This is a genomic window from Enterococcus sp. DIV2385 (assembly GCF_051711925.1).
Classification (GTDB): domain Bacteria; phylum Bacillota; class Bacilli; order Lactobacillales; family Enterococcaceae; genus Enterococcus; species Enterococcus faecalis.
Map to the genome: position 1 here is coordinate 1,597,750 of NZ_JBIONV010000001.1, position 14,733 is coordinate 1,612,482.

Sequence of the window (14,733 nt, forward strand, 5' to 3'; positions counted from 1 at the left end):
TCGATTCTGGTTATTTTAATTTGTTAGTTCACACATGGATCATTGTGCTAACTTTTTACTTAAACATCCACACTTCTTCCTGTTGAATGAGTCGATTAAGCGCCAATGTAGGTCACGCCACTACTATAAGCAATTACATTAGGTAAGACACGATACGAAATCGTTTGATCATTGATGACATTGCTTTCAGAAATAATGATTCCATCAGAAGTGACCGCTTCAACAAAAGCAACATGTCCATATTGATTATCTGCGCCAGCAACTCCTGGTTGGAAACTAATCGCACGACCAGCTTTAGGCAATGAACTAACTTGATAGCCTAATGCACGTCCTTTTCTTCCCCAGTCACTGCCATTTCCCATAAATTCATCCAAAGAAGTGCCTAACTGTTTGAAACGATTATAGACATACCACGTACACTGGCCCACGGGATAGCTACCACTTCGATTATAATTGATCCCATCATAGACTGGAAAATGCATTTGTTGCTGTTCCGCTTCCGACAGCTTATTTTTAGATTGGATAATCAAACCGTCCACTGTTTTTGGTAAATCAAATTGCGTTAAGTTATAAACCGCAATTAACGAATTTAATTTATTATCGTATTGCTTGTCTGTTGCATATTTACCTGTTAAAAAACGCGTTGCTTGAAGGTAGTTTTTGGCTTCCGAACGCCACGCTGGTTTATAAAAATCTTGATTTCCGTCAATCCCTTGTCGGAGTAATTGAACATAATCTTGCAGTGAGTCATTATAGCCACCGTAATCGCGAAACCCAGCGGAAATTGTATAAAGTTGGCCCCTCTGATCAGCCTCTTTTGTTGAAAAGCTAACACTATTTCCTTGGAACGAACCTTTCACGCCAAAGAGATTATAATAAGGTTCTTTGGCTAGTTGACTTTCGCCAGAGCCACTTTCTAAAATAGCCTGAGCTATCATTACTGATGCAAAAACATCGTATTTTTCGCCAAGTTCTCTGGCTGTCTCACCAATTTTTTTAATAAACGCTGTGGTTTGTTCTGACTTCTGCATTTCAAATGACGCACCATATGTTGCTAAAACTTCTTTGCCATACTCCGTTAATGTGAACTCCTTAAAAGGATTAGTCACTACCAAGCGTATTTCCTCTTTTGAGTCTGGTTGTTGTTTGGCAGTATAGATATTCTCTAACTGAGCTATTACTTCTGGTTCCTCCTTAGAATCCGCTTCCGCTGCGGCAATTAAATATTTTCCTTGGCCAAGATAAACACCATTTTGAAGCGTTTTTCCTTCAGCTGTTTGCCAAAAAATCAGATCACCAGGTTCTGCCTCCTCTATAGAACGAACTTTACCAAATGTCATTTGTTCTTGCGGCGTACTGCCAATGTCTATTTTAAATAATTGTTGGTAAATTTTTTGGGCAAGGAAACTACTGGTCAATGCTTGCTCCGTCAAGTTAAATTCTTTTTTTGTTTTCCCAACGTGTCTTAATGCTTCAGCCACCACGACTGCCCGTTTCTTTTCGCCAAAAGACGACAACAGTGGAAGTTCGTAGCCTTTTAAATTTGAAGAAGCGATTTCATCTACTTTGAGGGACGGATCTAACGATACAGCCTGATTTTCTTCAACAACGTTATTGGTGGCTTCAGGAACTTGAATAGGTTCTTCAGGTTCTTGCTTGGTCACAGGAACTTGTGGTGGTTGCGATTGTTCAACAGGCTGCGTGATTTCTGATGATACCGTTGGCTCTGTAGGTTCTTTTTTTGTTTCAGAACTAGTATTTGTGGTTGTCGTTTCTGTCGTTGAATGACTCGTTGATTCGGTAGTCGTATCGGTAAAACTACTTGATTCAGATGACGAACTACTAGTGGATGTTGTCGATGTAGCAACAGTTGTTTCGGTTACTTTTTCTTCCGAAGTAATTGCCGTTTCCGAGGACAGAGCTGTTTGTAGCGAGCTACTTGGTAATTCTGCAGCCAACGTAACAACTGGAGCGACTTCCAAACTTAGAAGAACGAGAATACTTGTTAAAAAAAGTAGTTGATTCTTGATTTTCTTTCTTTTCATTCGTAAAAATCCTCTCCTATTACTTACTTGCGCATTTGCACACTGTTTTTGTACAAATGCGCCTTGTAAATTAATGATACGCTAATTTTGGTCTTTTTTATTTTTGAAGAATAATTTTCCTAAACCAATACTTACTATCAATAGAAAACCACTGATTGACCAGATTGGCGAAACAACTTCATTTGCTTTTGGCAAAGTACCAGAAGTGGTGGTTTTCGTTGTCGTTCCACCTGCTGCTGTGCCCTTTCCTGGACTGGTTACGCTACCAGTCCCGCTAACCGTGCCATGATTTCCATTGTTGCCTGTAGAGTTGCTACTGATTGGCTCTTCTGCCATTGCTTCAATGGCTTGTGATAAAATACTTAAACATTTGTCCACAGCTTCTTGCGTCGCATTTGGGTCCTCAACAAGTGCTTTTGCTTGTTTAATTGCTTCAGCTAAAGCTTCTTGCGATGCTTTTGTAAATTGTTTTCCTGCTTTAGGTTTCAATGTTTCTGCTTTTTGAAGCAGTTCTTTCAACTTTGTTTTATCCGTTTGAAGGACTTGTTCCTCTAAACTATCCAAAGCAGTTTTTACATTTTTTTCAGCAGTATCAATTTGTTCTTGCCGAGCATTTTTATCAGCTAAAATCCCTTCCGCTTGGTCAATTGCTTCAGTTAAGCGCGCTTTAGACTCGCTGGTAAATTCTTTTCCGGCAGATGGTTTGATTGCTTTTGCTTTGGCTATCATTGCCTCTAAGGCTTTTTTATCTGTAACTAACGCTTCTTCTTGTAACCCATCGATGGCACTAGTTAATTCAGCAACCGCTTCATCAATCATTTTTTGATTAGCTGCTGGGTTTTCCAATGTGTTTTTAGCTGCTAAAAGCGCTTTTTGTAAATCTTGTAACGAGGAGGCAGTAAATTGGTGCCCTTCACTTGGAGTGACTTGCTGCGCTCGTTTGACAACTTCTTGTAATTGGTCTTTATTTACAAGAGGTACTTCTTTTAATTGAGCCATTGCAGTTTCCAATGCGTTTAGAGCCTCTGAGACTTCTTCTTTTGTCGCCGTTTCTTTCGCTACGATTGCTTCAGCCGCTTGAATTGCTTCTTGCAATTGTTTTTCTGTTTCTTTTGTAAATTGGTATCCTTCTTCCGGCTTTTTTCCTTGGGCTTGAGCGATTCGTTCTTTTAAGGTTTCCTTATTAACGGCGACGGGTTGTTCTTTTAATTGTGCAATTGCTTCACGCAATGTTTTAGTCGCTTGGTCTATTTCTTCTTGAGTAACTTTTTCTTGAGCAAATACTTTTTGAGCTGCTGCTAATGACTCTTCGAGAACTTTTTTAGTTTCTTCGGTGAATTCTTGCCCATCACTTGGTTTCTTCGCCAGCCCCTCTTGAATTGCTTTTTCTAAATCAGCTTTATTCGCTACATCAGGCATTTTTTCCAACTGACTTGCAGCCTTTTCTAGGTTTTCCACAGCAGCAGAAACTTCTGTCTGTGTGGCTTGTTCATTGGCTAGAACAGCTACTGCCTCATCTAAGATTGGTTTAAAGATTGCCCAAGTTTCAGGCGTATATTCTTTTTCGACACGTGCTTGATTTAGCGTAATTAGCGCTTGTAATAACTCTTTATCTACTAGCTCTGTTGGCTTCACCGTTACAGAAAAATCTGAAAGTGTGGCTTGTTGGAATCCTTGGCCTACTAATAAGCCTTGACTCATATCAAATTGTAATGGCTGCTCAACAGTTGTCGCACGTTTTACGCGAGTTGTTTCTTTTAATTTAACTTTAAAGGTAACTAAGTCCATTGAACCATTTAACAATTGTTTATTTCCTTGATTACTAAGAACTAAATATAGATTCTCCACATCATTTGAATGTTTCCGATATTTAGAATAATTTTCCATTTGTTTTGTATTATTCGTGGTTGCAGGCTGACCGACAAGTTCAAATTTGCTAGAATCAAAGGACATTTTTGTGCTTAACGCATTAATGTTTTTTAAGTCTTGACCTTTAAGTGTAAAGGTTAATGTATCGCCAGGAAGATAGGTATCCTTGCCATTTTCATTAACCACAGCAAGGGATAAACCGCCCGCAATTTCTTCGACATCAGGTATCTCAATCCCACCATCTAATTGTCGTAAAACATAACTGATATCATAAGCATCAATTACCCCATTTTTATTTAAATCGCCTTTTTCAACATAGCCATTAAAGTCACTGTCCACCGATTCTAAGCCTGTATAGTTTCGATAACTCATTGCATCATTTTCATCAATCGTTCCATCGTTAGTAATGTCTCCATGTAAGATTCCTTCTGTTCCTGGTTGTTTGTAAAAGAGCATCTCACGACCTGAGCCAAAATTACCCACCGATTTTAATACCTTCATTTCAACAAAACGATACGCTTGGTCCTTCGTTTCAATGGTTTTTGTCAAAGCATCTTGCTTCCAGTTAATAGGTTCTGAAAACTCTGTCCAATTAGCTCCATCTTTCGACGTCCGATACTGGAGCTGCAAAATATTTCCGTTGCCGGCATTGTCTCTTGGCAAGTATTCAATTTTATCCATTTGATACTCCGCACCAAGATCAAATTTTAAAGTCAAGAAATTTCCATCACTTGGATTAGCGATGCCGGTTGACCAGTTCGTATGCCAACCTGTACTTAAGTCTTTATCTGTTAATTTCTTCAATTCTGCGCCTGGTTGTTCTGGTAAATTACTTGTTGCTTTGACTTGATTAATTGTTTCTTTATAGGGATCATCTTGTGTTTTTCCTTTAATCGGTTCACTCCATTCAGAGACCCCGTTTTTTCCAACAGCTCGAACTCGAAAAGTATGTTCGCTTAGGAAGGAAAATCCATCAAATGTTGCTGTATTCGTTTGAATATTTCCGAAAACAGTCCCGTCACGCTCTACTTCATAGCTTGTTGCCTCAGTTACTTGATCCCATTGAAGAGTCAAAGAAGATGGTGTTGTTTTTTCTTCATTGATTGCGACATTTGCCGGAATAGTTAACTGGTCATCGACCGTTGTATTTCCTCCGTCAACCGTTCCTTTATTAATGAAACCTTTTACAGTTATTTGAACATCTTTGGCGGTCACAGATTGTTTCGCTAGTTTTACTGATAACGCTGATTGGTTCAGTTTTTCTCCTGAAGCTTCAGAAAGATACTGATTCACTTGGAATTCTTTATCAAAATAATATAGATTTGTGCCAGCTAAAAATTCTTCTTTATTAGCTGCTTGTTTCAAGGTTACTTCTGTTCCCCCCACCATTGCTGTTACGCTTTCGGGCGCTTCTGAAGCTAGCAAATCAAGCGTGGTGCTTCGTTCATCAACAAAGCCTTTGTAACTTCCTTTTGTCGGTTCGATAGTAACGGTCAGATCCCCTTTTTCGTTTGATTTAGGGCCTTGACTATTTATTTTAGTCGTAGCTGATTGCCCAGCTTCATAACTAGTTGAAATTCCGTCATCTTCATACATATTAAAAGAAGTGGCGCCATTTGGATAAATCAAGAAAGATCGTTGATCTCGTTGGATTTCCTTTGGATTGTTGTTTGGATTCGTCATTGGGATAATACTGCCATCTTTGACGAAAACGGGCACCTTCCACAGCGGTGTTTTTACTCCATTTAAGACACGGCCACCTTGATATTTTTCGCCTGTAAATAAGTCAACCCAGATTTGTTTTTCATCTGGTAAATAGATTCCATCACGGATTGAATTTCCTGCCTCATCTTGATTGCCATTATAAATTGGGGCAACGAGTAAATTGGGTCCCCACATATATTGGTATTGAGAATCTTTTGTATATGCTGTTCCTTCATTAGGAAATTCTAAAGCCATGGCCCGTACCATTGGTAGTCCATCAACTGATTCCTCGGCGATACTGTAGTTATAAGGCATCATCATTGATTTTAATTTTAGATACGCTCGGTTCAAATCTGTGGCTTCTTGATCAAAAGCAAATGGCGTTTTCGGATTGGAGCCCCAGCCGTCCATATTTAGCTGTACTGGTGTAAAAGTTTTCCATTGGAAATCACGTATATTGACCTCTTTATTTTTTCCACCAAAAATTCCATCCATATCTGAACCAACATTTGGTTGGCCAGACAACGAAGTCCCGATATATGTTGGGATATGGAAGCGAATATATTCCCATTGACCACCCGTTTGATCGCCTGTCCAGATCCCAGCGTGCCGTTGGGTTCCGGCCCAACCATCTAATGAGACAATCATCGGACGAACTGCGCCATCTGTTTCTTTTACAAAAACATTCGCAGCATCTTCTACACCATTTAAGCCAAAGGAATACCCATACCCAACCCACGCCACGTCAGTTTTGAGAGCTTTAACACCAGCGACACTAACTTCTTTCGCAATATCCCGTTCTCCTTTTTTAGGATTTTTAGGATCCGCTGGATGGAGATTAGATTGGGTCCAGAGCCCCACTTCAACACCATTGGCTTGAGCATAATCAGTAAATTCTTTTAAGTTTTGTACATCGCCGTCCAATGAATCTGTTTGGCCATAGCCAGCACCGTAGCCGTCATTTGGCAAGAACCACCCTAATGGCATATCGTTTTTCTTATACCGATCAATGACTGCACGTGCAGAAAATTGATAATTCTCTTTTTCTCCATTTAAAGATTCTAACGTGCCATTTAAGTTTCCTAGATCGCCTGGTTGGTATTCTTTGTAAAAATTACCATCTTCAAACTTAACTGCTCCCGCGGTTCCTTCTGCTACTTTCACCCAATAGTCCCGATTATACGCGTTTAAATGTGCTTCATAGAACCCGTATTCTGGCATCAAAGCTGGTTTCCCGGTTAATTCATAGTAATCTTTTAAAATACCTGCTGAGGAATCATTAAAGAAATAAAAGGCATCAAAATCTGTTCCTTCGTGCGTTGTTGTGGTTGTTTGTGGATCATGACTTCCAAAATCATAGTTGCCAGGTTTCCATGTATTTCGAACAACGCCATACCCTGCAGTTGACCAATAAAATGGGTTAGGCGATGCTACTCCGCCATCTACCCAATTGTTCGTATTGACAATCTGGATAGCTGTTCCTTTATGCGTAAATCGACCATTTTGAGTTCCTCCGCCAAAATAATTTTCTTGACTACTTTGTTTTAACGTTTGTGTAGCTTTATCATTTTTAAAGGATAGCGGAGCGGTTTCTTCTAAAATGACTTGATTCTTTTTCTTGTCTAGAACCTTCATTAAATCGCTTTCTTTTTCGAATATAATTTTTAAACCATTATTTTCTAGAGTAAATTGGTTTCCTGAATCTGTGACGTTCGTTTGCTCAAAGGCTTGTGTGCCATAGTCGGCCATTGTTTTAGCTGTAATTTTCGCAACATGCTTTGGATCATTTGGCGTTGGATATTCTTCAAATTTACCAGTTGGATCTAGATGATAGCGAAAAAGATGGTCGTTTAAAATACTAATTTGTGCTTTTTTGCCAGAAGCATACGTAATGACAAAGTTTTTCTCCGCTTTTTCAATCGACACAATTGCTCCGACTGACGTTGCTGAATCAGCTACGTCTTCTTTTGCTGTTTGCTCTTGCGCATCAACCACTTGAGAATCCATCGTAACAAACGAATGGAACGCCAATACAGACGAACTCACTAATAAAAATGTCAACCAGTGCTTTTTACCGTAAATTTTTTTACCCTGATACTCTTTGTTCATTTTTTCCTCCTTAAAATTGCTCCCCATAGAATAGTTCCGACACAATTACTCACAAAATCCAAAACCCAACAAAGTTTTATCCAGATGAAAAGTCATAACGATTTTCTTAGTTTACTGAGACTGTTAGAAAGTCAGTTTCAGTAACCCCTTCATAAACACATCCTTTCAATAAATTATTAAATGAAAACAATCCATTTTCATCTTATATAAAAATTTTAGTACAGAATCACAATTTCCTGATGAATGCGTTTTCATTTATTGACTACCAATTTTTCACTTTTTTAATAACATAATTATCGTATGATGGTTTTTTTGTGTTTGTCAACGGTTAATTATAGCAGCCACCATTAACGAGTATTAACCCTTGATAAACCTGTTAATTCACTTATAATGATGATTTTATTGCGAAAATATCTACATCAGAAAAAGAAAGACTTTTTTCAAAAATCTAATACCTGTTGCTCAAATCTAGTCTATTTAAAAATAATCAACACCCTCCTGCTCAGCAAGAGGGTGTTAATTACTCGTTTTTTAGTGATTGATTTGGGTTGCTGGTGTGAAAAGCAAACTAATGATGATGCCAACTATCAGTACCGCTAGCAATATAAAAATTAACTTTCCAAACCGGTGATAGGGATTGATCGAAAGCCCAATCCCATAAACTTTCGGAACCCACAAAGGAGGCCTTGGATTATCTTTTTGATCTTTATAGGCTATCTTTAAAATCTGCCACGCAAAATACAACAATGGTAAAACCATAATTACCCCAACTATACCTAGCCATTTTGCTAATAAGTCACTAGTATGCAAAAGACTGATTGTCAGAATTGGTACAAACAAAAGAATAAAGCTAATTGTGGCTCCCACTTGTGCTTGCTTAAGCAGTCGTCTCTGACGGAGAGTAAGATTCGCAAACATTCCATCCATCCTTTCATGGTTTTCAGATTAAATCAACGAATCACTAAAAAACTAAATTAACTGCGAAAATCAATGACCATGCGCCCGCGAATTTTTCCTTGTTCCATTTCTTCAAAAATAGCATTAATTTCTTCTGGTTGGCGTGTTTGACAAACAGGAACAACTTTTCCTTCTGCACCGAATTTGAAAGCTTCTCTTAAATCTTGACGGGTTCCAACTAACGATCCGACTACGTGAATGCCATCAAGAACAAGACGTGGAATAGATAAATCCATTGTCTCAACAGGCAATCCAACGGCGACAACCGTTCCTCCCGCACGGACTGCATCGACTGCGCCATTAAATGCTGATTTAGCTACCGCAGTGACTACTGCTGCATGGACACCGCCAATTTCTTTTTGAAGTTGTGCAGCAAAATCAGGATCTTTAACTGGATTAATTAAAAGATCAGCACCCATTTCTTTCGCAAAAGCTAACTGATTATCATTCACATCAACAGCTACTACTTTTGCATTAAAGACATGCTTGGCATATTGTAAAGCTAGATTACCTAGCCCACCTAATCCTGAAATCATTAGCCATTGACCTGGACGAATCCCAGATTCTTTTATCGCTTTGTAGGTTGTTACCCCTGCACAAGTAATAGAGGAAGCTGGCTCTGATGCTAAATTTTCTGGCACTTTCACTGCATAACCGTCTGTGACGATGCATTCTTCGGCCATGGCACCATCAACTGTATATCCAGCATTTTTTACTGAACGACAAAGCGTTTCTCGACCAGAAGTACAGTATTCGCAATGCCCGCAGCCTTCATAAAACCATGCAACAGATGCACGATCACCAATTTTTAAACTAGTAACGTCTTTTCCAACCTCCGTCACAATCCCAATTCCTTCGTGACCTAAGGTACAACCGCTAACATCACCAAAATCTGCATTCTTAACGTGTAAATCCGTATGACAGACACCACAGACTTCCATTTTCAACCGCGCTTCATTATCTTTCAATGGACGCGATTCTTTTTCAACAATTTTTGTTGTTTTTCCTTTTGCTGCGACAATTGCTTTATACATGGTTCTTTCCTCCTTGTTTCTATTGTGAATCATTGAACAATAATAGTATAATACTACTTTCCAAAATAAGGAACACCAATGACTTGCGTAAATTAACGTTAATTTGACAATTTATCCTTGCTAGACAGCTATTCTTCCCTTATGTCATAGATAATTCATACTGGCATGATTTTTTCTGCATAATTGTCAACTATTTTAAAGGCAGGTTTTACAACTTCATTTTTCCCTTCTTTTTTCCCAAGATATAGCAGACGGTACCTAAAATAACTAGAATTAAAAAGGCCATGAGGTACTTAAGCCAGTGAAGGTTTTTGACTTTATGATCAACAGAACGCTTATTATACTGATCAGCTTGCTTTTTGTTTATCGTGAAATCTTTTGAGAACGTCCAGCTCCCCTCATGGTTTTTCAACTTAATGGTATAGGTATAGTCTCCAGGTTTAAACGAATCTTTCAGTAAAATAGGTAGGTCAAACCTTGTGTTTGGTGCAAAACTAAGATTATTTTTCTTTTCGTGAATGATCGTTTTGTTTGTTCCTTTTTCTTTAACAAAAAAATCTCCTTCGACTTTTGACAATAACTTCCGCTGTGGATTTTTAATTTCCATCGAAACAGTATTGTGGCGGTTAATTTGCCCAATTTTAACAGAACCACTTTCCAATTTTGCAGGTATGGTCTCTGCTGTTTCATTCACCCGAATAGCAATCGTATGCATATAAACATTTTGAATCCCACCCTTGCTTTGGTCCCCAGCTATCTCTACAGGTCGAATCGTCACTCCACCTAATAAAATTCCTGAGAATAACTTTTCTGGCATCGTTATTTGAAAATCAATCGTTTGTGATTGTTTACCGGGAACACTAATGTCCTTCCTATTGGGACTAATCAAATCACTAAGTACCAAACTCATCGATGGATCTTTTTCAAAGCTACTTTTTGTATAGTCAACTATCCCATTACTATTTGTTGTTGCTGTATTTACCTGAACTTTAAATTTTTGAGGGTTCGGCGTAGTATTGGTTATCGTTAATTTGAATGTATCTTTTTGTTTCGGAGTTAATGTCATATCAAAAAAATTACTGGTTTTGTTATTTTGAGTTGCTCCGAAAACGGGTGTGACTGTATACGCATTCGCATTGTCAATTGTTGCTGAACTATTGGTATTAGACGGCTCTGCCCAGGCACGCATCGCTCCACCTAAACAGAGAATAGTCAATATAAAAAGTATCTTTAAAATTCTTTTCAATTTATCTGCCTCGTTTTCTTACATCGTTTTATGTTAAATTCTTAGGCGGGTGCTCCATCGATGGCATTCCAGACGATGGTCCCAGAGTAGGTATTTGCAGCAATACTTTTAGGTATATTTAACGTTGCATTTAAATTGGCTGTCGTGACAGTGTCTGATAAACGGATATCACTTTTATCTAGCGAAATAATGGTTGAAGCATCTGTGGTTAAATCAACGCCCGTAAAGGTACCTTTTTCAGAAGATCCGTCAGGTTTTTTAGTGTCTAAATGAAGTGTCATTCCGTCTAAGCCAGTGACACCTTTTCCTTTATCTTCTAAATTCGCTGTCAGATACCAACCTGTATTCGTTGTCCCACGATTATCATTAATGATAAGTTGCGACTTGCTTTGATCTGGTTGCGTATGATCTTGGCCGTCTTTTGTCACCGTCCCAAAGTTAATTTGTGCTAATGGTGTAATGGTTAATCCGCCACCCAAAACCGACACATTCGCTGTGGTATTGGTATTATCAGCCGCATTCACAGTTTGTTGTCCAATTAAAAAGATCCCTGTTCCTAAAGTGATAGTTAAACCAATTATTTTTTTATTCATTATTTTTCCTCTTTTCTTTATAAAGTCCGACGATTAATGTACTTCCGAGTACCACGATTCCTAAAAGCGTCTCTTGAGACGTAATCTCGTTTGTTTTTGGTAAAAAATTAGGTTGTCCTCGTGAAGTTGGCATATCGTTAGTCTGAGGTATAAGCTCATTGGGATGTGGAACAATATCCTCACTCTCTTTCACTATTACCATGACTTTTGTGCCAGCTTGTGCGTCAGTTGTCTTGTCTTCAGCTTGTGCTTGAATTGGCAAACCGAGAATAAAGGCAACAAACAATAAATCATAGATAAACCATTTCACAGCTATTCCCTCTTCCCTTACGGTGTTGCTTCTAAGTTCCAAATTAACTGAGCTTCATATTTATCAGCAGGTGTGACTTTTGAAATAGTTAATGTGGGCAATAATTGTAATTTCGTCAAAACTTTTTTATTTTTGATAGATTGGTTACTTACACCAGCTACTAATTGTTGCTCATCGTTAACCATGATATTTTGCTCAGTTGTTACATAATCGACTGACTTTGGATTTAGCGTGAGATCAAGCCCTGCGTCTTTCCACGCTTGTGTTTTCTGATCATTTAAATTATAGGCTACTTCAAGCTGCCAGCCAGTTGTCCGATTAGGATCCCCCGTATCTTCAATGTTCATCTCACAACTTTTTAATGTCTGTGTTTGATCTTGGCCATTAAATTTTACGTTCTCAAAAGGCATTAGTTGTTCAGATAAGTGATAAAAGTCTAGACGATTAGAGTAATAGTAGGTCCAATCAACAGTAATACTTTTACTAAAACCTACTATTTTAGAGATATCATAAGTAATTTTATAGACGCCTGCTACTTCATCGTTTACCTGATCAGGCGTATAGCGAATCGTTATCTTACTATAAGGAATGGACTGTCCATCATTATCTGTTGCACTATCAAAAAGACGTTTTGGATCGAAGGGCGTCCCCACAGAAAAGCTGTCGTTATGTGCACCAATATGAGCTGAAGAGGGAATGACTTCTAGTGCAGTCTGCGCCTCTAATCCTAGGTAGTTATAATCAATTTCATATTTACCAACCACTTTTGTATCCACCGCATCTACTGGGACCTTTTGCTCTCCGTCCAGTTTATATATGGTGACACTTACGTCTCGAAAATCACCTTTTTTACCATCTGGTGTTTGTAAGCTAGTCACTTCACTTTCTGGTTGCCATTGAGTATATTGATAAATCGTATCTTGAGATTTAACTTTAATTTGCGCTTGATCAATGTGCACAGCTAAACTTTTCTCATTTGAGTAGCTTTTAGATGTATCATCAACATCAAGAATTCTAAATGTTAATGTGTAATCTCCTGAAGTTGGTAAAGCATCTGCTAAACAGTTAAAACTAACGCAATCATCTGTGACTGGTAAATTTTTTAAATCTTGCTCCCCAATTTTATGAAAATCAGTTTGGGCAGCACCTGAAATTTTTTCTTCAATCTGAACTTTTCTAGTTGTCGGAGCCTTAACGGTTAGTTCTACTGGTATCTTTTGTTGCGGGTGAAATGTTGTTTGACCTTTAACAAAAGCTGCCTTTTCTAAACTTGGCACTTGGTATGGATCTATTGTGACGCGCATATATGTTTTATCTGTGGGCTCTGAAGAATCCGTTCCTGGCGGGTTGACTAACGGCAGCCCACAACCATCTTTGCCACTAAATAAATAGGTTGTTAACCCGTTTTGTTGTTGTGAAGAGACATTCACATTGGCCTTAGGATCAACTGTGTGAGTATGAAAATTAACTACACGCGCAAACCGTTGAGCAACATACCCATCTGTCCAATTAAGCGGATTGTCTTGTCTTTGGTTCATCGTAAACTTTGGTGATAAAAAATCCCCTGGTAACATCGTTTTGCTTTCAGGTATTTCAGGATATTTAGAGGCATCTTGGGTATTGTAATTGGATAATGGATTGTCCTTATCACCGCTGTCCCATGGCGAGATATAAGAAGACCAAGTAGCCACTTTTCCGGTGATTCCAGTGATAATTTGATGATTCAAATTATTTGGATCTTGCTTTGCTGCTGCCGCTAAACTTGTCGCACGTAACCACATGTCTGCACTAGCCGTTACCATATTATGATTAACTGTATTCGTTGTATCTGAAAATCTACCCAATTCATACGTCCGGCCAAAAAAATCTGCCGATAACGAAAATTGATCACTCTCATTACCATCCGACAAAACATTTGATACAGGTAAGCGATGTTTCGTTAAACTTTTATTGAGGGAATAATCCTTCGAATCGCCATCTTTCATCAAAGTTGCCACATCTAAATCAAAATGAAGCTCAAATGTTATTTTAGTTTTATCAGGTTCATTACTCCAAATGTCATAAATTTTCCCAAGAGACAAATCAATAGAATCTCCACGTTCACAAAACATCACCTGATGCTCAGTATCAATCCCACTATAGTCTTGTTCGGGATCACCCCACCCTGGTGAACCATCTTCTGAAAAACCGTTAAACGTCCGCATTCCTTTTGTGTTGATGATTGATATTCGTGTATTTTTTTGTCCACTAATTGAATAAAAATTTTCTGGATTATCCGCATAAGCCTTGTCATAAGCCGCTTTAAAATTATCTGCACTTATATTTTCTGGTAAATGAAACATCAGACCATATTGCATCCCATCGGTATCGAAAGCAAGAGCAGTAATTTTTTGTGTATGAGAAGTGTCCACTGTTCCGTATAATTTTACGTGTAATTTTCCTCCAAATGATCCATCAGGACCACCACCATCGTCATGGCTTATCTCCATTCCATAAGGTAAATCAGTTCTCAAATCAATGGCTATCCCTCCCGCTTGATAGAGTGAAGCTGCCTCACATTCTTGAAAATGCACGCTCAAAAAACAAGAAATCGTTACCAATAGTAGACAAGAGTAAAAGAAATAAGCAATGCTTTTTTTTCTTTTGTAGGTTGGTATTTTCATTTTTAATTGTTCGTTGATTTTTTTCATTGCTTACTCACCTTGACCTTTTTTGGAATTAGAAACTAAATAATAATTATTCTAACTACTGCTAGCTTATCAACATTGAAATTGCTTTGCCACACACAATTAATGTATAAGGCTGTACATTAATTGTGATGGCCGCTTCTTATTGCGCTTGTGTTAACATATCAATACAAAAATTT

The 14,733-nt window shown here is 38.3% G+C and carries 8 protein-coding genes; all 8 read right to left on the minus strand.

Features of this window, described 5'->3' with window-relative positions; all coding sequences use genetic code 11:
- Nucleotides 1–95: 95 nt before the first annotated feature.
- Nucleotides 96–2,045, minus strand: a complete 1,950-nt coding sequence (locus IGM04_RS07850) for an amidase domain-containing protein (RefSeq protein WP_086317945.1) — start codon at nucleotides 2,043–2,045, stop codon at nucleotides 96–98.
- A gap of 81 nt (nucleotides 2,046–2,126) precedes the next feature.
- The gene (locus tag IGM04_RS07855; RefSeq protein WP_179189126.1) at nucleotides 2,127–7,754 is read right to left on the minus strand and encodes a TIM-barrel domain-containing protein; all 5,628 of its coding nucleotides are present in this window, start codon (nucleotides 7,752–7,754) and stop codon (nucleotides 2,127–2,129) included.
- Between the two features lie 504 nt (nucleotides 7,755–8,258).
- Entirely contained in the window at nucleotides 8,259–8,654 is a 396-nt protein-coding gene (locus tag IGM04_RS07860) for a hypothetical protein (protein WP_025192817.1), read from the minus strand.
- Nucleotides 8,655–8,701: 47 nt separating this feature from the next.
- Nucleotides 8,702–9,718, minus strand: a complete 1,017-nt coding sequence (adhP, locus tag IGM04_RS07865; RefSeq protein WP_086317947.1) for an alcohol dehydrogenase AdhP — start codon at nucleotides 9,716–9,718, stop codon at nucleotides 8,702–8,704.
- 208 nt (nucleotides 9,719–9,926) lie between these two features.
- Nucleotides 9,927–10,907, minus strand: coding sequence for a DUF916 and DUF3324 domain-containing protein (locus tag IGM04_RS07870; RefSeq protein ID WP_086317948.1), 981 nt, complete (start codon nucleotides 10,905–10,907; stop codon nucleotides 9,927–9,929).
- 98 nt (nucleotides 10,908–11,005) lie between these two features.
- Nucleotides 11,006–11,557 (minus strand): WxL domain-containing protein, encoded by a 552-nt coding sequence (locus IGM04_RS07875; protein WP_086317949.1) that lies wholly within the window; start codon nucleotides 11,555–11,557, stop codon nucleotides 11,006–11,008.
- On the minus strand, nucleotides 11,550–11,909 hold the full coding sequence (locus IGM04_RS07880; RefSeq protein WP_002401395.1) for a hypothetical protein: 360 nt from the start codon (nucleotides 11,907–11,909) through the stop codon (nucleotides 11,550–11,552). Before IGM04_RS07880 ends, IGM04_RS07875 begins: the two co-directional genes overlap by 8 nt.
- Nucleotides 11,885–14,557, minus strand: coding sequence for a bacterial Ig-like domain-containing protein (locus IGM04_RS07885; RefSeq protein ID WP_086317950.1), 2,673 nt, complete (start codon nucleotides 14,555–14,557; stop codon nucleotides 11,885–11,887). The genes IGM04_RS07880 and IGM04_RS07885 overlap by 25 nt, the downstream gene beginning before the upstream one ends.
- Nucleotides 14,558–14,733 lie beyond the last annotated feature (176 nt).